At 65.6% G+C, this 24,783-nt stretch carries 16 protein-coding genes and 1 tRNA gene; 9 read left to right on the top strand and 8 right to left on the bottom strand.

Features of this window, described 5'->3' with window-relative positions; translation table 11 throughout:
• Positions 1-2 precede the first annotated feature (2 nt).
• The gene (locus O5K31_RS02140; RefSeq protein ID WP_269715488.1) at positions 3-2,084 is read right to left on the bottom strand and encodes a sensor histidine kinase; all 2,082 of its coding nucleotides are present in this window, start codon (positions 2,082-2,084) and stop codon (positions 3-5) included.
• A gap of 200 nt (positions 2,085-2,284) precedes the next feature.
• On the opposite strand from O5K31_RS02140, the gene O5K31_RS02135 reads away from it, so the two are divergent.
• Positions 2,285-2,497: a hypothetical protein gene (locus O5K31_RS02135; protein ID WP_269715487.1), complete on the top strand. Its 213-nt coding sequence runs from the start codon at positions 2,285-2,287 to the stop codon at positions 2,495-2,497.
• A 51-nt stretch (positions 2,498-2,548) separates the two neighbouring features.
• Here O5K31_RS02135 and O5K31_RS02130 read toward each other — a convergent pair.
• A tRNA-Ala gene (locus tag O5K31_RS02130) sits at positions 2,549-2,624 on the bottom strand.
• A 113-nt stretch (positions 2,625-2,737) separates the two neighbouring features.
• On the opposite strand from O5K31_RS02130, the gene O5K31_RS02125 reads away from it, so the two are divergent.
• Positions 2,738-3,043, top strand: a complete 306-nt coding sequence (locus O5K31_RS02125) for a YggT family protein (protein WP_269715486.1) — start codon at positions 2,738-2,740, stop codon at positions 3,041-3,043.
• A gap of 3 nt (positions 3,044-3,046) precedes the next feature.
• On the top strand, positions 3,047-3,325 hold the full coding sequence (locus O5K31_RS02120; protein WP_269715485.1) for a DUF167 family protein: 279 nt from the start codon (positions 3,047-3,049) through the stop codon (positions 3,323-3,325).
• A 7-nt stretch (positions 3,326-3,332) separates the two neighbouring features.
• Here the strand turns inward: O5K31_RS02120 and O5K31_RS02115 are convergent, their stop codons facing one another.
• Positions 3,333-7,289, bottom strand: coding sequence for a hypothetical protein (locus O5K31_RS02115; protein WP_269715484.1), 3,957 nt, complete (start codon positions 7,287-7,289; stop codon positions 3,333-3,335).
• A gap of 596 nt (positions 7,290-7,885) precedes the next feature.
• Here O5K31_RS02115 and O5K31_RS02110 point away from each other — a divergent pair.
• Complete coding sequence (locus O5K31_RS02110; RefSeq protein ID WP_269715483.1) at positions 7,886-9,151, top strand: M10 family metallopeptidase; 1,266 nt, start codon at positions 7,886-7,888, stop codon at positions 9,149-9,151.
• Positions 9,152-9,212: 61 nt separating this feature from the next.
• On the opposite strand, the gene O5K31_RS02105 is transcribed toward O5K31_RS02110, so the two are convergent.
• The 5 genes from O5K31_RS02105 to O5K31_RS02085 form a co-directional block, all read right to left on the bottom strand.
• Positions 9,213-10,646 carry a sugar porter family MFS transporter gene (locus O5K31_RS02105; protein ID WP_269715482.1) on the bottom strand — a complete coding sequence of 478 codons (1,434 nt, stop codon included), beginning with the start codon at positions 10,644-10,646 and terminating at the stop codon, positions 9,213-9,215.
• A gap of 78 nt (positions 10,647-10,724) precedes the next feature.
• Positions 10,725-12,506, bottom strand: a complete 1,782-nt coding sequence (locus tag O5K31_RS02100) for an IlvD/Edd family dehydratase (RefSeq protein ID WP_269715481.1) — start codon at positions 12,504-12,506, stop codon at positions 10,725-10,727.
• Positions 12,506-13,255 carry an SDR family NAD(P)-dependent oxidoreductase gene (locus tag O5K31_RS02095; RefSeq protein WP_269715480.1) on the bottom strand — a complete coding sequence of 250 codons (750 nt, stop codon included), beginning with the start codon at positions 13,253-13,255 and terminating at the stop codon, positions 12,506-12,508. The genes O5K31_RS02100 and O5K31_RS02095 overlap by 1 nt, the downstream gene beginning before the upstream one ends.
• Positions 13,256-13,259: 4 nt before the next feature.
• On the bottom strand, positions 13,260-14,387 hold the full coding sequence (locus tag O5K31_RS02090) for a fumarylacetoacetate hydrolase family protein (protein ID WP_269715479.1): 1,128 nt from the start codon (positions 14,385-14,387) through the stop codon (positions 13,260-13,262).
• A gap of 75 nt (positions 14,388-14,462) precedes the next feature.
• Positions 14,463-15,509, bottom strand: a complete 1,047-nt coding sequence (locus O5K31_RS02085; protein ID WP_269715478.1) for a LacI family DNA-binding transcriptional regulator — start codon at positions 15,507-15,509, stop codon at positions 14,463-14,465.
• A 342-nt stretch (positions 15,510-15,851) separates the two neighbouring features.
• Here O5K31_RS02085 and O5K31_RS02080 point away from each other — a divergent pair, with 342 nt between their 5' ends.
• From O5K31_RS02080 to O5K31_RS02060, 5 genes are all read left to right on the top strand, one after another.
• Complete coding sequence (locus O5K31_RS02080; RefSeq protein WP_269715477.1) at positions 15,852-18,740, top strand: TonB-dependent receptor; 2,889 nt, start codon at positions 15,852-15,854, stop codon at positions 18,738-18,740.
• Between the two features lie 101 nt (positions 18,741-18,841).
• A complete protein-coding gene (locus O5K31_RS02075) occupies positions 18,842-20,086 on the top strand; it encodes an SGNH/GDSL hydrolase family protein (RefSeq protein WP_269715476.1) in 1,245 nt (414 codons plus the stop codon).
• Entirely contained in the window at positions 20,083-20,979 is an 897-nt protein-coding gene (locus O5K31_RS02070) for a polysaccharide deacetylase family protein (protein WP_332367264.1), read from the top strand. The genes O5K31_RS02075 and O5K31_RS02070 overlap by 4 nt, the downstream gene beginning before the upstream one ends.
• Positions 20,980-21,079: 100 nt before the next feature.
• Complete coding sequence (locus O5K31_RS02065) at positions 21,080-23,464, top strand: hypothetical protein (protein ID WP_269715475.1); 2,385 nt, start codon at positions 21,080-21,082, stop codon at positions 23,462-23,464.
• Complete coding sequence (locus O5K31_RS02060; RefSeq protein WP_269715474.1) at positions 23,457-24,290, top strand: energy transducer TonB family protein; 834 nt, start codon at positions 23,457-23,459, stop codon at positions 24,288-24,290. Before O5K31_RS02065 ends, O5K31_RS02060 begins: the two co-directional genes overlap by 8 nt.
• Positions 24,291-24,783: the final 493 nt, after the last annotated feature.

The raw sequence follows: 24,783 nt of genomic DNA, 5'->3' as shown, positions 1-24,783 counted from the left end.
GCTCATCCCGCCGCCTCCATCTCCATCGGCGCCGCCGGCGCGGCGACCTCGCACCAGAATATCGATCCGCCCCGCGCGCCCGGCGAATAGCCGGCCTGGCCGCCCATGGCGAGCGCCAGACCTCGGCAGATGGCCAGGCCCAGGCCTGTCCCGCCGTGGCTGCGGGTTCGGGAATTATCGCCCTGGCTGAAGCGCTCGAACAAGGCCGCACGCTGGTTCTCGTCCACGCCGGGTCCGGTGTCGGCCACTTCGACCCGCAGCAGGCCGTCGACCCGCGACACAGTCAGGGTGACGGCGCCCTGGAGTGTGAACTTCACCGCGTTGGCGAGGAAATTGAGGGTGATCTGGCGAAGACGCTGGGGATCGACCATCACGGGCGCGGTCGCACTCGGGTCGATGTTCAGCCTGAGGTCCAGACCCTTGGCCCGAGCGGCTTCCTCCACGAGGGCGATGGTTTCGGCGAAGAGATCGGTTGGGCTCACGACCTCGGGCTCCAGCCGCAGAGAACCGGAGTCGATACGCGAGAAATCCAGGATGTCATTGATCAGGCCGAACAGATTGCCCGCCGCCAGCCGCACGCATTCAGCGTAGCGATGCTCGGCCGCCGGCAGGGCCTCGCTCTCCACCAGCAGGTCCGAGAAGCCGATGATCGAAGTCAGGGGCGTGCGCAGTTCGTGATTCATGGCGCCAAGAAAATCCGCCTTGGCGATGGCGGCTTGGCCGGCGGCCGCCCTGGCGGCGGCCAGTTCGGCCTCGGCCTCCTTACGGGCTGTGATGTTGCGCATCACGTCGATGAACTCGACGGGCGCGCCTTGGTCGTCGCGACGGACCGAGGGATTGGTCTCGAACCAGTGCCACTCGCCGTCAGGCATACGCGAGCGGAACTCAATGGGCCGACGCTCCGCTTCTTCGCTCGCCATCAGTCGGCGCGCGTTCTCGATGAGGCGCTGCATGTCGTCCGGATGGATGAAGTCCTGCAGGAAGCGTCCGATCAGTGCGTCCGGCGCATAACCCTGCACCTGCAAGCTGGCCGGCGAGACGAACAGTATGCGGCCGGACGGCGCGTAGCGGACGATCATGTCCGTGGCGTTGTCGGCCATCAGGCGGTAACGGCGCTCGCTCGCCTCCGCCTCGCGACGATGACGATCCGCCCGGCTACGCGCCTTCTTCAGCGAGATCATGAGCCGGCGCTGCCTGGCGAGCGCGGCCGCGACCGGAAGGGTCGAGGCGGCCATGGCGATCAGGAAGCCCTGCAGCACCAGGACCCGGATCGTCAGGGAGCCGGGGATAAGCATGATGGGGCCAGATTGAGCGACCGTGGCGCTCATCGACACGGCCGCCGTCACCAACAGGCCCAAGGCCCCGCCAAAGGCGCCGCGCCGGAAGGCCACCAGCACCAAGGCCGGCGGAATGAGGAACAGCAGGGGGTAGCGCGACTGGCTGAACACGGCCGCCAGGACGGCCAGCAGAAGTGCGCCGACCAACACGTCTCCCCAGCGCCATGAACGGCGGCGACGGGTGCGCATTCGACGGGGCGAGATCATCAGCAGGGCCGGCGTCACGACCAGCAGACCCATCAGATTCCGGGCGAACCAGATCATCCAGCTCCACGGGGATGCGGGCAGGCCCATGACGCTCACGGCCAGTACGGAAAGGCTGGCTGAAACAGCCGGAGCCAGCATGGTCAGACCGCAGAACAACAGCAGGTCCCGGCCGCGGGTGAAGTCCAGCCCCCGCGGCGCCATGCGCTCCAGTACGGCCAGGCAAAGCAGCAGCTCGACCACATTCGCGCTGTAGAGCACCGCCGCGTCGCCCAGAGCCCAGGCTGCCAGCGCGCTGGAGGCGGCGACCATGCCGACATAGCCGGCGACGATCATCCACAGGCGGAACGGCCTGGGGGCTCGCAGCATCAGTGCCAGGATCACGGCGTTGGCTGGCCAGATGGCGGCGAACTGACCCGCCTCCCGCGCGAAGGCGAGACTGGCCCCCGTGCAGGCCGCCGAAGCCAGAAAGGCGACCAGCGTCCAGGTAACGGCGGTCAGCGGCGGTCGATGGAACGTCGCGAAGGACGGAGCCTTGTGCATGCTTCCATGATGCCAGCCAGATTTGCGCGAACCGTTAAGGTCCCGCCTCAGGCGACATCAGGCCGCATGCGAGCCAAGTGATTAACAAAACGAAACTTGAGCCTGACGCCGCCCCCGGCCAGAAGGCGCTTCCGAAAAAACAAACCGATCCGAACGCGGCGGCCCGCAGCCGCGGCAGACCCTATTGATTGACGACGACCATGAACAACACCGCCTCGCCCCTCTGGCTCCTGTCCGCCCTCTTTTTCCTCGCCGCCTCGCTGTTCGCCTGGATGTCGCCGGAGGCTGAAACCTCCCTGCGCGTCGGCATGCTGGGCATGAGCGCCCTGAGCATCTTCCTCTTCACCCGCGCCCCACGCGAAAGCGCCCGCAAGCGCCGCGCCCGCAGCTATCGCGCCGCCAACGACAGCTGATCCGCAAGTCAGACATGGAAAAGGCCCCGTCGTTTTGCGACGGGGCCTTTCTGGTGGAGCCGAGGGGAGTCGAACCCCTGACCTCGTCATTGCGAACGACGCGCTCTACCAACTGAGCTACGGCCCCCTGCCTCGCGGCTGAGAGCGGGCACATACGGTGGGGGCGCGATCCCTGTCAAGGGTTGCGGCGGCGGTCCATCGACGGATACAACCCAAGCCTTGGACATGTCTGGAGGCCCCATGGGCTACGCCATTGTTTGGCTGGTGAACACCATCATCAGCCTGTTGATCTTCCTGATCTTCGCCCGCGCGATCGTGAGCTGGCTGGTGGCGTTCGACATCATCAACACGCGCAACCGCTTCGTGTACCAGGTGCTGACGATGCTGGAGCGGATCACCGACCCGATCCTGCGTCCGCTGCAGCGGGTTCTGCCGACCCTGGGCGGCATCGACATCAGCCCGATCGTGGCCTGGTTGCTGCTGCAATTCATACAGATCATCTTCAACCGCACCCTCGCCCCCATCATCGTGGGCGCGCTGGGCTAAGGCATGGCCGCTCGGATCGCGGTCCGCCTGACGCCTCGCGGCGGGCGAGACCGGATCGACGGCTGGGACAAGGACGCCGAGGGACGAGCCTTCCTGAAGGCCCGCGTCAGCGCCCCGCCGGCCGACGGCGAGGCCAATGCGGCGCTCGTCATTCTGCTGGCCAAGACGCTGGGCGTGCCCAAGTCCGCGATCACGATCGTCGCCGGCCAGACCGCCCGCCTCAAGCAGGTCGAGATCGAGGGCCTGGAGACCGACGAGGCGCTAAGCCGCCTCGCCGGTTGATCCCCGATCAGGCCAGACCAAGCTCCAGACCCGAAGAGGTGAAACCCCCTGAGCCCGCGCCGCCGGTCAGGTCGACATTGTAGTCAGCCTCGCCGTTGAAGGCGTCGGCCAGGAAGCCGCGGGTGCCGTCGTAATAGACGCCGACCTTGGCGTTCATGCCCGCGAACATCAGGAACCCGACCATGGCCGCCTTGGCGCCCAGCGCGGTGCCGCCCAAGGCCGTGAAGTAAGCCAGTTGCGCCATGACATAGGCGATGGCCTCCGTCACGTTGATGCCGGCCGCCTCGGCGTTGTCCAGACCGATGATGGTGTCGTAGGCCGACTTCACGGCGTCCTCGAAGGAGAGCTGTCCGTACTCCGCCTCGAAATTGGCGGCGCCCTCGCCGCCCGTACCCAGGCTGACCGCGAAGTTGATGTAGCGGTTGTCCGGGCTGAAGGTGGCGTAATAGGGATCGGTCAGGTCGTTCTCGTTATCGTCGCTGTTGACGAGATAGGTGACGCCTTCCTTCGTCGGCGTGGCCCCGGTGAAGAACTGATAGGCCTGCAACGCCACCGCCGTGGTGTCGGTGGCGAACTCGACCATCTTGTCGATGACGGTCTCCTCCGAGATCAGGCCCGCCTGGAGCTGAGCGACCAGGTCCGCCATTTCCAGGACCTCTTCGTAGATCGGGTTGGGAACCTCTTCGCCGCTGGGCAGGATGATGGTCGGCTGGCTCGCCTTTTCAGAAGTCGGATCGACGCCGGTGACGTTGTCGAAGGACTCGACGATGGCGTCAGGAAGCTGGGCGCCAGGTCCCTGACCCGGGTTAGGCGGGGGAGGCGGAGGAGGAGGCGGCGGAGCGGGCTCTTCCTCTTCCGGCTCGGGATCCGGAGCCGGGGCGGTGTAGGGCGTGAAGTTGATCACCCCGCTGCTGGCGCCCTGATCGAAAATGAACCCGGCCGAAGTAAAGACCACGCTCATCGGCGAGGTTGTGTCGTTGATGAAGGCTCCATGGTCGGTACTGTCCACAAAGTCGATCACCTTTACATCGGTGACGCTGACTCTCGGCCCACTAACCGTCTTGCCCTCTTCGCCAACACGAATACCGGTGGAAGTGCCGTCGATCGCTCCGTTTCGGATGATCACTGTATCGGTGATGGTCGCCGGATTGGCGTTGTAGCTCGGCGCATCATTGCGGGCCTTGATGGTGATGGCGCCGGCGTTGTTGTGCGACGGCCCAGCCCCGTTGGACGTGCCCACATCCGTGAACGTGAAGTTCTGGATCGTGATGTCGCTGTAGGAACCGCTCTTAAGATTGATGTCGATGCCGGCGCCGTGCTCGCCGATGACGCCGAAGGAGTCGCCGCGGCCGAACACGCCAACATTGGTCATGGTGATCCCGGTGATCAGGGCGTCAGCCAAGGCCTCGGTATAGATGCCCTTGGCGCTCAAGTCCTGGAACAGGGTCCCGGTGATGTTGACGTCCTTGAGCTGGCCGTCGGTCAGACTGCTTGTGCTCTTGGTGAAATCCGTCCCCTGATAGCCATCGACGATCGAACCGCGGGTGATCGTCAGGCCGACCACGTCGGCCGTCGTCGTCTTGTGCAGGCCAAACAGCGAGTTCTCGATATCGACGTCGGTCAGGGTGGCGTCATCCACGTCCGTGTCGAACCGAACGCCCTGGAAGAAATCGTCGATCTTGACGTCCTTGAGCGTGAAACCATCCGCCCGGACGGTGACGCCCGCGCCGGAATTCCCGTTGTAGGACAGCTGGGTCCCGATCCAATCCGACAGGTCGCCGCTGAACGCGCCGTTGTCGGCGTTGAACGTGCCCTTGATCACCACCCCGTCGGCGCCCTCGATGGTGAGGTTGGCGACGTTGACGACAACGCTTTCGTTGTAGGTGCCTGCCGCGACCTTGATCGTGTCGCCTTCATGCGCGGCCGCCAGGGCGGCGGTGATGGTCGAATAGGTCCCTCCGGCGCCCACGGTAAGGACATCAGCGACGCCGTCGTCGATGTAGCCAACGGAGGTGCCAGCCACCGACAGCGGCGTGGCTACGGCAAGAGTCATGGTGGAGGTAGTCCGGTTGTCGATGTCCGCCACCGAACTGTTGATCGTCACATCGACGATCTTCACGGCGGGATCCGCGACGGTCTGGCCCGCCTCGCCCGCGCGGACCCCGACGGTCGCGCCAGTGATGGAGCCGCCTTCGATCAGCACCGCGCCGGTGAAGCTGGCGGGATCGGCGCCGTAGGTGCTGCCATCGTTCCGCGCCTTGACCGCGATGGCCGCGCCGTTGGCGTCATCACCGCCGACGTCCACGAAGGTGAAGTCCTTGATGGTGATGTCGGAATAGGCGTCGTACTTCAGATTGATGTCGATGCCGTTGCCGTTGAGGCCGCTGTCATTCCCCTCCTGCCCCACCCGGGTCATGGTCACGCCCTCCAACAGGGCGTTCGACAGGGCTTCGGCATAGAAGCCCTTGTGGGTGATGTCGGTGAAGGCGTTGTCGAGGAACTCTAGGTTCGTCACACGACCTTCCGAGGATGCCGTGGGCAGATCAACGCCGATGACCAAGTCCGTGAACGTGCTGTCCTTGACTGTCAGGCCGGTGATGTCCGATGCGGTCGATTTGCCAAGGCCAACCTTGGCGTCCGCGAAGGTGACGTCGTCGATGACGATGTCGCTCACGTCCCCGGTGATACGCACGTCGTAGTGGAAGCCAGCGACCTTGATGTCCTGAATGGCGGCGCCGGACGCCTGAATGTTGACGCCTATCGAACCATTGATCCCCGTCCCTTGGATGATCGTCGCGTCGCCGTCGCCGATGATGGTCAGGTCCGCTTTGCTAATGACGACGTTCTCAGTGTAGGTCCCGGCCGCGATCCGGATGGTGTCGCCGGGATCGGCCGCCGCTATCGCCGCGCCGATGGTCGCGAACCCGCCTGAGCCGACGAGCAGGAACGTTGCGTTGTCCGCAACGATCTTCTCGACGTTGACCACCATGCTCTCGCCTACCAAAGCGGCGGCCGTCGCCGTCGCCGCTGTCTCAGGCCCTGCACCGTCGGGATCTGCGAAGCTGGTGGGACCCGTGTAGTTGATGAGCCAGCCGGACCCGTCGGCATCCCACTTCACGAACGGCTTCAGGGTATTGATGGAGCCGTTGAAGACGGCCGTGTCCAACCCGGCACCGCCGAGGATGTAGGTGCCGGCATCGTCGAATTGCGCCGCGTCGAAGTCGGACAGATCTACGCCGCCCGTTTCACCTTTCAGGTTCAGCTCGAGATCCACGTTCTCGCCAAAGGTGTTGTCCGTAACCTTGGACAAGTCGCCAGGCACGCTGTTGCCGAAGGCAATGGCGGTCCCGGCGTCGGAGAATGAATTTCCCGAAATCAGCCAGCTATCAGAATAAGTTCCGGCGTTAAGCGCGCCGCGAACATGGGCGAAATCGTTTTCAGTGATCTCAACGACGCCGTTAGTCGTCCCCGTCACCCACACGCCGCTGCGCCACACGCCGGGCCCATAAGGGTTTTCATCGTTGGCGCTGGTGATGACATTATTGTCGATCACCACGCGGCCAGTGGCGTTCACCGTGTTGGTGACATAGATCGCATAATGGTTCGGATTGTTGGAACCAGCCGTCTCCCAATCCGGAGCTTCCCGCAAGAAGGTTGAACCAGAAATAGTGTGGGTGACGCCTGCCGCCGCGCCCTGAATCTGAACCGAATAGAAGGTTCCCGTATCCCCCGCCAACGTCTCGTTGACGAACAGAAGACCGTCGATCGTGACGCTTGCCGCGCTATTGATCGTCCACTGGCCGGTGATCTTGGCATCCTCCGCCCCCACGCCAGCGCCGAGCGTGATGGTCACGCCTCGACTGATCGTCACGTTCGCCGAGTAGTCACCGCCGAGCAGTTCGATGGTCGTGTCACCGCCAGCAAGCGCGGTCGTCAACTCAGTGTTGTTATGAACCTGTGCCATTGTGGGCCCCCTACCCTGTCGTTTGCCGTGCAGTTGCAATCGCCAGGCCCAACGACGCTGGCGGGAACTCTCCCGCTCCATCGTCGATGATGTTTTCGGAACTCGCGTCGTCAGTGGGACGCAGCCCAGACCAAGCAATCACTCACGGCGCCGCAGCGCGAAAAAGGCGCCGCCCGCCACCGCGGCGCGAACGCTGGCTCAGAGTAATCTTACCTGTCAACGCTTTGTTAACCTGAATAACCTTCAGGGTTTGGCGATCTATAGTTAACAAATGACGCAACCGCCAAGCTGGTAAGGCTTCGGCATAACCAGCCCCATTTCAAATTTTTCTCACCTAGATTGGGATTTCCGGAGCGGTTCGCTCAAAATCCGCTACTGAGTTCTTGCTGCGACGCAACAGGCTCCTGCGCAGCGCCGGGCCGCTCGCTCCCTCCCCCGGCGCCGCGGCCCCGTCGCATTACAGTAAACAAAAGCCTTATTTAAGATTTACCTTTTGTATATTCAGATGTATTCGGATTTACCTCAATAATATCGCGTCGATTAAGGTTTATCGCCGAAATTCTCACCGGAAATCACAGCCGGTCAGAAGCCACGCGATGCCAAAGCCAGAGAAATTCGCCGCAAAAGGCGATGTTTATACTGACGGCGTCCTATCTGGACTTCGCTGGTCGGCAAATAGCCTTACCTATAGCTTTCCAAAGATCGTCGAAGCTTATGGCTCCAGCTATGGCTACGGCGAGACCGCGAAGGGCTTCTCGGCCATGACGGCCGGCCAGCAAACCGCCGTGCTGAATGTCCTGGACGCCTATTCCGCCGTAATCGAACTGGATTTCGTCGAAGGCTCCCAAAGCGGGGCTGACCTGCGCTTCGCCCGCACCGGCGCGACCAGCACGGCCTGGGCCTACAGCCCCCACGCCTCGTCGGAGGGCGGCGATGTTTGGATTTCCAGCGCCAGCGGCTATTTCGGGAACGCCACAAAGGGCGGCTACGCCTATCTGACCCTGCTGCACGAGACCGGCCATGCCCTGGGCCTCAAGCACACGGACGAGCGCGAAGGCGCGTTCGGCGCCATGCCGACCGACCATGACAGCATCGAGTATTCGGTGATGAGCTACCTGTCCTTCGTCGGGGCGACGGACAATGGCGGCTACCGTAATGGGACATGGGATTATCCGCAGTCCCTGATGCTGGATGACATTCGGGGCCTGCAACATGCCTATGGCGCGCGCTTCGACAAGGCCGGCGAGCAGCAGGTCTATAGCTGGAGCCCCACCACCGGCGAGCTGTCCATCGACGGCGTCGGCCAGGGCAAGCCGGGCGGCAACCGGGTGTTCATGACCACCTGGACCGCCGGGGCGCAGGTCACCTATGACTTCTCGGCCTATGGGACCGATCTGGATGTCGATCTTGCGCCCGGCGCGTGGTCCACGATCTCGCAGGCCCAGTTGGCGCGCATGGACGTGCGGAACGATCCCGCCAAGCTGGCCGTCGGCAACATCGCCAACGCCTATTTCGCCAGCGAGGGCGACGTGGACAATCTGATTGTCGGCGCCGTGGGCGGTCGGGGTGACGACAGCCTCAAGGGGAACCAGGGAGACAACCGCCTGACCGGCGGCGCGGGTGATGACCTGCTCGACGGTCGGGACGGGTTCGACGCCGCGGTCTTCTCCGGTGCGGCGGCGGATTATGACTGGAGCGCTCAGGACGACGGCTCATGGCGGATCGTCGATTTGCGTCAGCAGTCTCCGGAGGGAACCGACGTCCTGATTGACATCGAGCAACTGGTCTTCGCCGACGGGACGGTGGATCTGGCTCCGGTCGGGCTGATCGGTCCAGCCCAGTTCGACCAGACCCTGGCCTAAACGCAGACGGCCCGCGGGGCGAACCCACGGGCCGTGCGACGTCAGTCAGGATCGTACAGGGTCAGCCGACCATGTCTTCAAGCTCGCGACCACGGGTCTCCTTCACCCAGGCCTGGACCAGGAAGAACGAGATCAGGGCGCTGACCGCATAGAAGCCGTAGGTGACGACCAGGCCCAGGCCCGCCGCCATGGCCGGGAAGCTGACGGAGATCGCGAAGTTGGCGATCCATTGGGCGAAGCCCGCCACCGCCAGCGCCGAGCCACGCATCTGGTTGGGGAACATCTCACCCAGCATGACCCACATGACCGGGCCCCAGCTGAAGTTGAAGAACACCACATAGGCGTTGGCAGCGATGAGGGCGATCAGGCCGGTGGTGTCGTCCAGGTGCAAGGCGCCGTCGAGCATGGTGGCGCGCGAGAAGCACCAGGCCATGACCGCCAGAGTGACGAACATGCCCGCCGAGCCGATCAGCAGCAGCGGTTTACGGCCGATCTTGTCGATGACCGAGATCGCGGCCAGACAGGCGACGATGGAGAGCACGCCCGACAGGATGTTGATCTTCAGGGCGTCGTTTTCGGAGAAGCCCACGGACTGCCACAGCACCGCGCCGTAGTAGAACACGATGTTGATGCCGACCAGTTGCTGGAATACTGCCAGGATCAGACCGGCCCAGACGATGGGGCGCACCTTGCGGGTCGCCGGGTCGAGCAGGTCGGCGAACTTGGGCTTGTGATCGGCCGCCAGGGTGGCGCGGATTTCGGCGACCTTGCGCTCGCCGGTTCCAGCGCCGAACAGCTTGGACAGCACGGCCGCGGCCTCGGCGTCCTTGCGCTTGACCACCAGGTATCGGGGGCTTTCGGGGATGGCCAGCAGCGCCAGCAGATAGATGGCGGCGGGCACGACCTGCAGCCAGAACATCCAGCGCCAGGCGGGGAAGCCCATCCAGAACTCGGCGGTCGAACCGCCCGCCGTCGCGGCCAGCACATAGTTGGCCACGAAGGCGCCAGTCAGACCGGTGATGATCATGATCTGCTGCACCGAGGACAGGCGTCCCCGGATGGAGGCCGGCGTGACTTCCGAGATATAGGCCGGCGACAGCACCGAGGCCGCGCCGACGCCGAGGCCGCCGATAAAGCGGGCGATGATGAAGTGCGCCGAAGTGTCAGCCGCACCAGCCCAGATGGCGGAGATGATGAAGAGGACGGCGGCGATCTGCATCACCGTGCGCCGGCCCATGGCGTCGGCCAGACGCCCCGCCGCGAAGGCGCCGAAAGCGCAGCCCAGAAGGATCGCGCCGACATTGAAGCCGGTGCCGAGGGCCGACAGGTTGAAGGCCGCTTCGAGGCCGTCCTGGGTGCCGTTGATAACGCCGGAATCGTAGCCGAACATGAAGCCGCCGATGGTGGCGACCGCCACGATCAGGGCGATGAACGCCATGTTGACGCGGTCGCCGCCCGCGATGTCAGGGCCTGAGCCCCCCGTCGGTCCTGCCATTGTCCTGTGTCTCCCTATGGCCCCGCCCTGTGGAGGTGGCCGTTTTCCCCGATCAGCCGCTCTGCATCGCCCGGCGTATCAGTGGTTATGTCTCGGCGTTTTCTTTGAGGTTTGTCGGTATTTGACGGCGAACTCAAGCACGCCGCCTTCGGCCAGCTGGCCGGTCTTCTCGCGGTAGAGTTCTTCCCACGGCGTCTGACTTTCCGGGATTGGCGGCGCCGGCAGGTCGGTCTTGCGTCGTGCGATTTCGGCCTCGTCCACCAAGGCGTCGCAGCGTCCGGTATTGAGGTCGATGTGGATGACGTCGCCGGTCCGCAGCCACGACAGCCCGCCGCCCGCCGCGCTCTCTGGAGAGGCGTTGAGGATCGAGGGGCTGTCGGCTGTGCCGGACTGACGTCCGTCGCCGAGGGTCGGCAGGCTCATGATCCCGCGTTGGATCAGGGCGTCCGGCGGCTGCATGTTGACCACCTCGGCCGAGCCGGGCCAGCCGAGCGGACCCGAGCCGCGGATCACCAGAATGGTGTTCTCGTCGATGTTCAGCGACGGGTCGTTGATGCGGTGGTGATAGTCGTCCGATCCGTCGAACACGACGGCCCTGGCCTCGAAAATTCCCTCACGTCCGGGCGTACTCATATAGCGCTCGCGGAAGCCGTCGGAGATGACACTCGTCTTCATGATGGCGAAGTCGAACAGGTTGCCCTTCAGCACCAGGAAGCCGGCGCGTTCACGCAGAGGCTGATCGTAGGGGGTGATCACCTCGCGGTCGTGGGTGACCCGGCCCTTGAGGTTCTCGGCCAGGGTCTCGCCGGTGACGGTCCCACAGGAGCCGTCGATCTTCCCGGCCTCCAGCAGCTCGTGCATCACGGCCGGCACGCCGCCGGCGCGATGGAAGCGTTCGCCCAGATACTTGCCGGCTGGCTGCATGTTGACGATCAGCGGCAGGTCATAGGCCGCGCTCCAGTCGTCAGGACCGATCTCGACCCCCGCGTGGCGCGCCATGCCGACAATGTGCGGCTGGGCGTTGGACGAGCCGCCGATGGCGCTGACCACGGCGATGGCGTTGAGGAATGACTGACGGGTCAGGATGTGGCTGGGACGCAGGTCTTCATAGGCCATCTCCACGATCCGGCGGCCGGTCTCGTAGGCCATCTGCCCACGCTCGCGATAGGGCGCGGGAATGGCGGCGCAGCCGGTGAGGGACAGGCCAAGCGCCTCGGCCACGGCGTTCATGGTCGAGGCCGTGCCCATGGTGTTGCAATGCCCGGCGGATGGGGCCGAGGCGCAGGCGCGGTCGAGGAATTCCTCTTCGGTGATCTCACCGGCTGCCAGCTTGCGGCGCGAACGCCAGATCACCGTGCCCGACCCGACCAGCTCGCCCTCGTGCCAGCCATCCAGCATCGGTCCGCCGGACAGGACGATGGCCGGGATATCGACGGTGGAGGCCGCCATGATCCCCGACGGGGTGGTCTTGTCGCAGCCCGTGGTCAGGACTACCGCGTCGATGGGATAGCCGTGCAGGATCTCGACCAGGCCAAGATAGGCCAGATTGCGATCCAGCGCCGCGGTGGGGCGGCGGCAGTTTTCGAAGATCGGATGGACAGGGAACTCCATCGGGATGCCGCCCGCGTCGCGGATGCCGGCGGCCGTGCGCTTGGCCAGCTCCACATGGATGCGGTTGCAGGGCGACAGGTCCGATCCGCTCTGAGCGATGCCGATGATCGGCCGGCCGGAACGCAGCTCTCCCGGCGTGATGCCGTAGTTCATGAACCGCTCCAGATAGAGGGCGGTCATGTCGCTGCGCGCGGGGTCGGCGAACCACTCGCGCGAGCGGAAGGGGCGTTTGGGCTGGCGTGTCGTCATCAGCGCCAACCTGCGTCGATCCAGTACTCGTGACCAGTGCAGAATCGCGCGTCGTCCGAGGCCAGGAACAGCACGAGCGAGGCGACGTCGGCCGGCTCGATGCGGCCCTTCAGGCATTGCTGGCTGACGATCTCGGCCTCGCCTTCGGGCGTGTACCATTTCATCTGGCGCGGGGTCTTCACGTTGCCGGGATTGATGCAGACGACGCGGATGCCGTCGCCGCCGAGCTCACGAGCCAGGGCGCGGGTCATGCCCTCAATCCCCGCCTTGGCGGTCTCGTAGAGCACCAGATCCGGCAAGCCGAGGTGCCAGGAGATGGAGCCGAAGTTGATGATCACGCCCTTGCCGGCGGCCTTCATGGCCGGGACCACCGCCTTTGCGCAGAACACCATGTGCTTGAGGTTCACGGCGATGCGCTCGTCGAAATAGTCCGACGTCACTTCGTCCAGGGTGTGACGATCGTCGTTTCCGGCGTTGTTGACCAGGACCTCAACCTCGCCGATGGCGGCGAAGACGGCGGCGATCGCGTCGGTATCGGTCAGGTCGCATTGGTGGAAGACAGGCGCGACCGGCGCATCCTTCAACGCCTCCGCCAGCGCCTTGGAATCCGCCTCGGCGATGTCGATGAAGTGGACTTCCGCGCCCTGGCGCACGAAGCCCTCCACGAGCCCGGCGCCGATGCCGGAGCCGCCTCCGGTGACGACGACGCGTTTGCCCTTGAGGCTGGGATAGATGGCGGTGCTGGTCATGATCTCAAGCTTTCAGCAGGCCGCGGCCGGCCAAGTTTCGCATCAGGGCGCTGACCCCGAAAGTCCAGGCAGGCGCATCCTTGGATGTCGTCACCTCATTCTCCAGCACGCCGAGCAACGGGCTGGAGATTCGGACCACGTCGCCGACCTTGTGGGTGAAGCCCTTGCCCGGCGCGTCGCGATCCTGGGTGGGCGCGAAAAGGGTGCCAAGAAACAGGGCGAAGCCGTCGGGATAGTGATGCTCGCTCATGGCCTGGCGGACCAGTTCGGCGGGATCGCGGCTGATCTGATCCATGAAACTGCGGCCGGTCAGGGTGTAGCCCTCGGGGCCGGTGATCGTCAGATCGACCTGGGCGGCGCGGACGTTGTCTAGGGTAAAGCCGTCGTCGAACAGACGGATGAAAGGGCCCAGCGCGCAGGCTGCGTTGTTGTCCTTGGCCTTGCCCAGCAATAGGGCGCTGCGGCCCTCGAAATCGCGCAGGTTCACGTCGTTGCCGAGCATGGCGCCCAGGATGCGCCCCTTGGGATCCACCACGACCACGACTTCCGGCTCTGGATTGTTCCAGGCCGAATCCGAGCGAACCCCGACCTTGGCGCCGTGACCGACCGCCGACAGCACCGGGGCCTTGGTGAAGATTTCGGCGTCCGGCCCGATCGCCACTTCCAGATACTGCGACCACAGGCCGTCGGCGATCAGGGCCGCCTTCAGCTTGGCGGCGCCGTCGGAGCCGGGGACGACCGAGCGCAGGTCCGCGCCGACCCGCTCGCTTAGCGCATCGCGGATGGCTTGCGCCGCGCTGGCGTCGCCGCGGGCGCGTTCCTCGATCACCCGCTCCACGGCCGAGACGGCGAAGGTGACGCCGGCGGCCTTGACGCATTGCAGATCGACAGGGGCCAGCAGGGTGTGGGCGGTAAAATCGAACTCTTCGACCGGCCCAAGGTCCCGACCGGAAGGCGCCGCGCCTGTCCAGCCAGCGAGCAGGTCGGCGACCGTGGGCGCCGCAGCGGAGACGTCACGAAGACGGCCTTCCACGATCATCACCGGAGTTGGGCCTTCGGGGAGCTGGACGCGGCCGACGAGCAGGGCCGCCGACAGATCCGACGGCAGGCAGCTTAGAATAGGTGCGGTCATGAAAACGGCCTCGGCGCTCTGGTACCGGTATCAATTTTAGAGGGTTTCGTCCCCTGGAGGAAAGGCGTCATCACGTCATGCCCTGGGAGGACCGTCGGACTGGCGACGGATGAGGACGAAGTCGTGCAGGGTACGACGGCGCTCGGGCGCTTCGCCTGAACGGCGCGCGCGGATGTCCTCGATCAACACGGTCACCGCCTCGCGCGACATATCGGCGATGGGTTGGCGGATGGTGGTCAGTTCGGGCCAGATGGTGGTGGCGAGCGCGGTATCGTCGAAACCGCAGACCGTCAGGTCGCGGGGCACGTCCAGGCCAAGCCGATGGGCCACGGCCACAGTGGCGGCCGCCATGTCATCGTTGCTGGCGAAGATCGCGGTGGGCGGCGACGGCAAGCCGAGCAACTGATCCGCCGCTTCCAGGCCTGAGCGATAGGTGAAGTAGCCCTGCGTCACCAGCGCCATGTCAGCCGACAGCCCGGCGCGGGCCAGCGCGGTGAGATAGCCCTCGTAGCGCTGGGCGCTGGCGGTCTGGTTGGGGTGCCCCTTGATGAAGCCGATGCGCCGGTGACCCAGATCGATCAGGTGTTGGGTCATGGCTTCGGCGGCGTGCATGTCATCGATGCGTACAGCTGAGGTCGAGGCCGCCGGACGGCCGGTCGCGACAGACACCGCCGGAGTGCGCGCCTTGGCCAGGGTGGTCAGCACCGCCTCGGAGTCACAGAGCGGCGGCGGAAGGATCACGCCATCGACGCCCATGGCCACGAGCTTTGCCGCCGCTTCCGCCTCGCCGCCTTCTTCACAGCGTTCAATGATGAGCAGGGCGCCGCTGCGGCTGGTCTGCTCCATCCCGCCCACGAGGAACTCGCTGAGATAGGCGGCGGATGGGTTGCTGTAGAGCAGGCCGATCCGTACGAGCTCGGCGCTGGCCAGACTGCGGGCCGCGGGATTGGGCGCGTAGTTCAGATCGCGGATCGCGGCGGTCACCGTCTCACGCGTTGAATCGCGGACGCTCTTTTCGCCATTGATCACGCGCGAGACCGTCATCGGGGAGACGCCCGCCTGGCGCGCGACGTCGCGGATGGTCGATCCGCCTCCCTGTCGACGGGCTACCTTCTGCTGCACGTGTTCCTCCGACTCGAAGGCGCCGACGATCGCCGGCCCCTCCCCGCTTTTCTCGCTTCCTGGGCGGGACGCGCAAGGCGGACCTTTCGGAAGACTTCTTGATCAGACCAGAACCACGAAGCGAACGGAACCGCAAGCCCTATGGTCTGACCACTGGATTGCACACTGTTAGACCAACTTGACATCCGAGACCTGACCTAGTACCGATTTTGATGTGACCGGTACCATTACCGAGGGCTTGCAGAGGCCTTGGTGTGGCGAGCGGAAGCGCAGGGAAACCAAGGCTTCGGGCCGGCCCGCATAAACAAGAAGCGCCTCAGAGCGCGCACAAGGGGACGAAACATGCGTATTTCAAACCGCAGGATAATTGCGCGCGCCAAGGCGGCTTTGCTGGGCGCCACCTTCCTCAGCGGGGGTCTGACCTCCGTCGCTTTCGCACAGACCGCGCCGGCGGACGACGCGACGGTCGAGGAGGTCGTGGTCACCGGCTTCCGCGGCTCTCTGATCAGCTCGACTAACGCCAAGCGCGAATCGGTCGGCTTCAGCGACTCCATTTTCGCCGAGGACATCGGCAAGTTCCCCGACCTGAACCTGGCTGAATCCCTGAACCGGGTTCCTGGCGTTCAGCTGACCCGCGAGATCAACGGCGAAGGCCTGAACATCTCGGTCCGCGGTCTGGGGACCAACTTCACCAAGGTGCTGTTGAACGGCTCGCAGATCGCCGTCGCCTCCTCGGGCCGCACCGACTCGCAGAACCAGAACCGGGAAGTCGACCTCGACCTGTTCCCCACTGAACTGTTCACCCGCCTGGATGTGAACAAGACGCCCGTCGCCAGCACGGTTGAAGGCGGCGTCGCCGGCGTGGTCAACATGCGCAGCGCGCGTCCGTTCGACTACAATGATCGTCAGATCACCTACTCCTTCCAAGGCGGCTACAACGACATCGCCGAGAAGTTCAGCCCGCGCGGCTCGCTGATCGTCAGCGACACCTGGGAGACCGGCATCGGCGAGGTCGGCGTCCTGGCCGGCGTGGCCCTGGTGCGCTCCAAGAGCCGCACCGAGGGCTTCGAGACCATCGGCTGGAGCAACGCCAACCTCGCCTGCCCGGGGTGCAACACCAACGGCGGCAACGGCTTCAACTTCGCCACCACGGTGCCGGCCGGCGTGACCAGCAATGGTCTGGTTCCAGGCTCAGCGATCACCACCTCGACCCTGGCCGGCCTGAACCCGGGCACGACCCTGGTCCAGCTCAGCGACGCGCTGATCCCGCGCCTGGGCCGTGACATGGTCAGCGAGGGCAAGCGTGATCGCGACTCCGCCCTGCTGTCCCTGGAATGGCGGCCCAATGACGATCTGAACTTCTATTTCGACACCCTCTACGGGAAGGCGAACCGGGAGTTCGAACGCATCGACATGAACTGGATCGTTCGTAACTCGAACGGCATGATTCCCGTCGGCGTGCAGGTGGACAGCAACAACGTCGCCACCAAGGGCACCTTCCTCAACTCGCAGTTCTTCCTCGAGTATCGCCCGTACGACGAAGAGGTGGAGTTCTATAACTTTAATCCCGGCGGCACCTGGAAGATCAACGACTGGCTGCGCCTGGACGGCCAGGCCAATCTGAGCCGCAGCGTGTTCTTCCGCGAAGCGCCCACCATCCTGATCAACTCGCCCTTCACGACGGTGGAGTACGACAACACCGGCGGCCAGTATCCGTCGATCAAGAGCGCCCTGAACCTGAACGATCCGAACGCGGGCTGGATGTGGGCCGGCGGCCGCACGAACATCCAGAACGAAAAGCGCGTGACGTCGGGCAAGGGCGCCCGCTTCGACCTGACCATCGGCGACGAACTGGGCATGAACATCCGCGCTGGCGTCTCCTATGACGACATCGGCCGGACCATCACCGCCCTCGACAACAGCGCACGCTGGCAACAGGCGGTTTGCGGCGGCGGCGGCATCACGCCCACCGGGGCCCTGCCGACCCCGGCTCTGCCCTGCAACGGCGCGGCCGGGTCGCTGATCCCGCAGTCGGCCCTGGCCGGCTTCATCGTCCCCGGCCCTACGAACTTCATCACCTTCGACCGTCGCATCCTGGATACGGCGCAGTTCGACGCCTACAACGGCGCCGCTCCCTTCACGGCCTCGGCCGCGACGGGCGCCGCGTCGGGTGAAGTCGGCGAAAAGACCAAGGGCGCCTACATCGAGGTCAACGGCACGACCCAGGTGCTGGAACGCGACCTGCGCTTCAACGCCGGCGTCCGCTATTACGATACCAACCAGCTGATCGAAGGGCCGCAGACCGTGAACGGCGTGCTGTCGTTCCTGTCCAGCGAGACCGACTACGACGGCTTCCTGCCGGCGTTCAACGCGGTCTGGGCCGTGCGCGACAACATCAACCTGCGTTTCGCGGCGTCACGGACCCTCACCCGCGCCAACCCCAGCGCCATGCTGCCGGGCACGGTGTTCAGCGATCCTTCGGCGCAGAACGCCACCCAGGGCAATCCGGCGATACAGCCGTATATCTCGAACAACTTCGACATCGGCGGCGAGTATTACACCGGCGGCGAGGGCTATATCGGCGTCGCGCTGTTCACCAAGGAAATCACCGGCTTCACGGTGCAGGGGAACACCACGATCCCCTTCAACCAGCTCGGCGTTCCCTATGACCAGCTGACCCAGCTGCAGCAGCAGGCGATCACCAACCGCGGCGGCCCCGACGCCGCCACGGTCACCGTGACGCAGCAGATCAACGCCAACGGCATCCTGACGATCGACGGCGCGGAAGTGACCTGGGTCCAGCCGCTGGACTTCCTGCTCAATGGCGCGGGCTTCACCGCCAACCTCACCAAGATCGAGCAGCGCGGTCGCGGCACCGGCGCCCCCGCCGTGGCCGTGGGCATCTCGCCCTGGACCTACAACGTCACGGGCTACTACGAGCGTGGGCCGGCGTCGATCCGCCTGTCCTATGTCTGGAACGACGCTCAGATCTCCTCGGGCCCGAACCAGAACAGCGTGCCGGTCGCCCAGCTGCGCACGGACGAACGCGGTCAGTGGGACCTCTCGGCCTCCTATGAGTTCGAGTGGCTGCCGACCTCGCCGCGCGTGACCTTCGACGTGATCAACATCACCAACGAGGCCCAGCGCAGCACCTTCGAATACGACAACGCCGCGTTCACTTACTACAAGCCGGGAACCACGTTCCTGGTCGGTATCCGCGGCAAGTTCTAGCCGCTCTCTCCTCCTCCTACTCTCTCCCCTTGCGGCGCACCTTTCCGGGTGCGCCGTTTTTTCTTGGGCGAGAGACAAATCCAAGGATCAATGGAGCCGTCATGAACATCGACCGTCGCTCGCTTATCGCCCTGACCGCCGCCGGCTTCGCAAGCGCGCCGGCGGTCAGCTTCGCCGCCTCCCCGAGCGCGCCTCGATGGGTCGGCGCCTGGGCCAGCGCCCAGCAGATCCCGGAGCCGCACAACGCCCTCGATCCCGCCGACATGACCGACGCCACGGTGCGCCAGATCGTGCGGCTGATGATCGGCGGCTCCAAGCTCCGGGTAAGGCTGTCCAACCGCTTTGGGACCGAGCCCTTGGCGTTCAGCGCCGTGCATGTGGCGCGGACCGTCGCCCTGGGCTCGGCCGCCATCGAACCTGGCAGCGACCGGCCGCTGACCTTCGATGGGAGACCCGACCTCATCATTCCGGCGGGGGCGGAGTACACATCCGATCCGATGGACCTGGCCATGCCAGCCCTGTCGCACCTGACGATCACCTATCATCTGCCCCTCGCGCCGAAGGTGCAGACCAGTCATCCTGGGTCGCGCACCACGTCGTTCACGGCCAAGGGAGCGCGCGTCGGCGAGGCCGACCTGCCCGACGCCAAGCGCGTGGCGCACTGGTACCAGATCGCCGGGATCGACGTACTGGCGGCGCCGAAAGCGGCGGCCATTGCGATCATCGGCGACTCGATCACCGACGGATTTGGCGTGACGCCCGACACCCATACGCGCTGGCCCGACCGGCTGGCGGAGCGACTGCAGGCCTCGGCGGCCACGCGGCATCTGAGCGTTCTCAACCACGGCATCGGCGGCAACCGCATACTCAATGACGGGCTGGGCCCCAACGCCCTGGCGCGGTTCGACCGCGACGTGCTGAACCAGACCGGCGTGAAGTATGCGGTCATTCTGGAGGGGGTGAACGACTTGGGAACTCTCACTCGCGACGCCCCGGCGACGCCCGAGCAGCATGACGCCCTGGTGCGACGGATGATCGGCGCCTATCGCCAGATGGTGGAGCGCGGACGAGCCCGGGGGCTGAAGATGATCGGGGCGACGATCCTGCCCTACGGCGCTTCGCCCTATTACCATCCAGACGCCCGCAACGAGGCCGATCGCCAGGCGGTGAACCGCTGGATTCGCACACCCGGAAACTTCGACGCGGTGATCGATTTTGACGCCATCATGCGCGACCCGGCGCGGCCCGAGCGGTTGCGGGCCGACCTGGACAATGACGGCCTGCACCCGTCGCTGGCGGGCTATCGCTTCATGGGCGACGCCGTGCCGCTGGGACTGTTTCGGTGAGGCGGCTGCTGTTGGGTCTGGCCGCCTCATTCTGCGCCTGGTCGGCTCAGGCGCTGGAGATCGCCATGACCTTCGACGACCTGCCGGCCCACGCGGCCCTGCCGCCTGGCGAGACACGGGTCGGCGTGACGGCGCGGATCATCGCCGCCCTGGCTGATGCGAAGGCGCCAGCGATGGGTTTCATCAACGGCGTACAGACCGAGCGGGAGCCGGACTCCACGGCCGCCCTGGCGGTGTGGCGGGCGGCGGGCCAGCCGCTGGCCAATCACACCTGGTCGCACATGCGGCTGGACGATCATTCCGTGGCGGAGTTCGAGGCCGACGTCGTCCGCAACGAGCCGATGCTGCGGCGGTTGATGGGCGATGAGGACTGGCGCTGGCTGCGCTATCCGTACTTGGCCGAAGGCAAGAGCCCGGAACAGCATGCGCAGGCTAGGCGGATGCTGGCCAAGCGCGGCTATCGCATCGCGGGGGTGACCATGGACTTCAGCGACTGGGCGCTGAACGATCCCTATGCTCGCTGCGTGGCCAATGGCGACGAGGCGGCCGTCGCCGCGCTGGAGGCGCGCTATCTAGCGGCCGCCAAGGCCAGCCTGACCCACTATCGCGGCCTCTCCAGGGCGGCGCTGGGGCGCGAGATTCCCTACGTCCTGCTGATGCATGCCGGCGCCCTGGACGCCCGGATGATGCCACAGCTGCTGGCGGTCTACCGTTCGGAGGGGGCGCGCTTCGTGACCCTGGAGCAGGCGACGCGCGATCCCTTCTACGCGCCCGACATGAAGCCGGGTGAGACGAGCGAGCCCACCACGCTGGAGAACGCCGCGCGAGCCAACGGCGTGTCCATTCCCGTCCAAGAGTGGGACGTGGCCGGCCTGGATACGATGTGCCGTTGAGGCGGCTGCCCGGCTAAATCAACACCCCCCATCTGGGGGTCATTGGCCGCGCTCAAGCTTGCCACTATGACCCCTGAACGGCGTTCAATAAGGGGGTGACATGAGGCGGCTGTGGGGATTGCTGGCGATGGTGGGGGCCGTATCGCTCCCGCTGGGCGTCCTCGCCCAGGTCATGGAGGAGGAGCAGGCGGCGCCCCGATCAGCGAGCGTCACGGCCGCCGCGCCAAGGGCGCCGGGCGAAGAGGCCGAGCAGAGCGCCGCCGGCGCCGCCCCTTCCGCATCTCTCAGCAACTTCCTGACGCCTTGGCCGGCCGACGCGCCGCAGACGGTCAAGGGCGCGGCGATGGCCCAGGCCGTCGAGCAACTGCGCGCCCGGTTCACCGATCCTGCCTGGACGCCTCAGAAGACCATGGTCCATGGCGCCGTGATCACCATGCCGCCCAAAGTGGTGAAGGCTTGCGGCGCGCTGCACGATTTCCGCATGACCACCAGTGGTCCGCCGCATCACATCAAGGAGTATCGTGGCGCGGCCAAATGGTGCGGCTTTCACCCGCACAACGCCCCGGCCAAGGTGGCGGGCCTGATCCTCTATGCCGACGGCAGCTATTGGCTGGGCGAGGTGAGCGGCACGACCGTCAGCCACATGCCCATGCCCAGCGGAGCCGGAGAGGCCGGCTATCCCAACGGGATGCGTGTGCTGGGCGTCGCGTCGCCCACCCTGGCTTCGGATAAAGGTTTAGGCGTTAGGGACTTCGGCTTTTCGACCACCGAACGGGTGATCTTCTCCAATGGCGCCATGCGAGCGGCCTCGCTGGACGCCAGCGGCGCGGGCAATGGCGAAATGCGCTGGCCGGACGGTCGGGTATTCCGAGGGGATTTCAAGGACAGAAAGCCCAGCGCGGGCGATCTGACCTTCCCCTCTGGAGCCCGCGTCAATAGCCTGTTCTCCAGTAATACCGAGGGGCAGCCTCCGGCCTTCCAGGGCCAGCTCTATCTGGACCTCGCCAAGGCCGACGGGGCTTTTCCGGCCGGAACCTATCGCGTCTCTCCTCCGAGCGCGTTGACCAACTATCGCAGTCTCCTGACGGTCAACGCCATCCCGACCCGAGAGACCCTGACCCGCGCGCCGTCCCTGCCGCCGGAATGTCCCGCGCCCAGCGTCGTCCCCGCGGGGTGGATCCCGTGGGGCGGCGGCTGCCGGAGCGGAGAGAACTCGCGGGTCGCCGTCTACTCGCCCGACGCCCGCAGCTTCATCGAAGAACAGCCCAACTCGGATATGCCTCTGCGTCTGGTCAGCTTGAGCCCCAATGGCGAGGTGCGCCGGATCGTCAGGGCCAAGGCCTTGACCGCCGCCGCCAGCCCTGCCCCCGTGGGCGAGGCTGAACTGTTGGGCGAGGGCAATCGGGTCCTCTATCGGGGCGAATTTCTGGGCCAGTCGCCCAACGGCCCCGGCATTTGCGCGACCCCTCAAGCCGAAGGCGGCGGGGAGGAGCCGTGCTTCTACGCTGAGGGCCGGCGCACCGACGAGATCCAGCTGGCGCGCCGCGAGGCCGCCGAGGCCGCGCGGCAACTGAGGCTGGCCGAGGCCGCCGCCCAACGGGAAGCCAACGCCCGCGCCGAAGCCCAGAGGCAGGCGGACGCCGAACGGGCTCGCGCCCAGGAGCAAGCCTATCAGGCCCAGCGGGATTACGAACGTCAGATGGCCCGGGCCCAAGAGGAGGAAGACGAAGACTCCGGCTCTGGCGTGAACCCGATCTATCAGGCCATGCAGGAGCTGCAGGGCAAGTTCGCCAGCGCCGCCGTCGATATGCAGAACCAGCGCGCCGAGACCGACGCCATGAGGCGCAATATCGAGGCGCAGTATCGCGCCCGTCAGGCCGAACTGAACCGTCAGCAGGCCCAGCGCAATGCGGAGGCGGCCCAGCAGAACGCGGCACGCAACCAGCAGAACGCCGACGCCGCCCGCCGCGCCGAGATCGCACGGCAGGAAGCGGCCCGCGCCGCGCAGGCCCGAGCCGACAGCCTGAGAGCGGCCCGCGAACGTCAGCAGGCCGCCCTGGCGCAGGCTCAGCTTCAGCAACGGCAGGCGGCGAGCTCGATCGGCGGGTCTTCAATCTCGTCTTCGGCGCCCGGCGGGTCGGCGTCGTCCAGCAAACCACGGTCAGGCGCGGGGCCCACGATTCTGACCTTCACCAACAATTACGGATGGAAGGTCGGCGACAACAGCAATACCCAGAACGCTCAGGGCATCTCGGTCAGCTTCACAGTCGCCTCCAGCACCATCGCCGATCGGATGTATTACAAAGCCCGCTTCTGCGACGCCGGCTCCGGCGCATGGGAGGGCGGCATGCGCCTGACAGCCACCTATCCGGACCGCACCCACGCCACCATCCGGGTGCCGCAGGGCGGATGCACGGGCTGGTCGGACCACCTCATCGCCAACGCCAAGAATATCTACATCCTCGTGGACAAGAACGATGACTGACGCCCGGATATCGGCCCTGCGGGCACGTTTCGCCGCCATGCTCGCGGCTGGTCTGACGTTTCCGACAGCGGCGGTCTCGCAATCCCTTGAAGAGCTGCAGATCCGCCAGTGGCGCGAGACCTATGAACAGACGGCTTGGACTCCGGAAGCCAACGCCGTCCTTGACGCTAAGGGCAATCGCGCCGGCATCAATTTCAGCTGCACCGCTTTTTCGGGCAATTCGGTCGGCATCGTCGTCAAGCGAAGCAAAAAGTCCAAGCATCCGGTCAGCGCCTATCGCGGACAGTCCGGCGCCTATTGCGCGCCCAAGGGCGTGGGCCTGATCGAGTTCGCCGACGGCGGCCGCTGGCTGGGCGAAATCTCCAATCATTTCAGCCTGTGGAAGCTTTATTCCCTCCCCTATCCCGACGGTCTGGGCGAACTTCGCAAGGCCGACGGCTCCAGTCAGATCCTCCGGGTCAAGGCCAACGAAAAGGACCCCTATGGCTGGCAGGTCGTGCAGGTGGTTTCGTCCACGTCCACGACGGTGGCCGGCGACGCAGGCGCAACCCGGCCGGTCGCCTGGCTCAACCGCCCGGCCCCCGCCGACTGGGCGCGGCTGCAGCCTGCTGCCGGACAAGGCCGTGTGGTCCTGGCCTGCACCATCGCCGCGAACGGCGGCGTCGATTGCTTGATCGCCGAGTCCGTGACGCCGGAACTCGACGCCGCCGCCCTGGCGCTGAGCCGCCTCTTTAAGGTGGACATGGCCGCCGAGAAGGATCGCGTCGGGTACAGCTTCAAACTGCCCTTCCGCTTCGATCCGCCGGCTCCGGATGGTGGGTCGTGAGGCTGGACTGGTGGCCGGCACCCCCCTCTCTCTTGATGGGAGAGGGAGGGCTTCTGAGTTCGTCATCCTGAGCCTTTTAGCTTCGCCTCCCCAGGCCCTGTGCCTGGGGTCCCTCGTTCAGCGGGCAGGGCGTTGACCCACCGCTGGCGAGGAGGAAGCGGACACAGGGACCCTAGGCACAAGGCCTAGGGAGGCGGGTTTGGTTAGCCCTTTGCGTCCTTCGAGACGGCCTTCGGCCTCCTCAGGATGACGGATTCAGTAGAGCAACAAGGCACGTCATGCTGAGGAGCGCGTAAGCGCGTCTCAAAGCACGCACGGTTGCGCACCCCCACGGGAAATCCCGCAAGGTTGGAAGGGCGGCGGAGCGGCCTGATCTGCGTCAGGCGATGTGTTTTGGAGTGTGCCGGTTCGACGTCGGCCCGTCCGCTCCGCGCGGTCATTATCCGGGAGCTGCCGGTAGGCAGCGCTCTTAGCGCTTAGCCGGCAAAGCCTC

The sequence above is a fragment of the Caulobacter sp. NIBR2454 genome (assembly GCF_027474405.1).
Lineage (GTDB): Bacteria > Pseudomonadota > Alphaproteobacteria > Caulobacterales > Caulobacteraceae > Caulobacter.
This window is presented reverse-complemented; position numbering and strand designations above follow the sequence as displayed.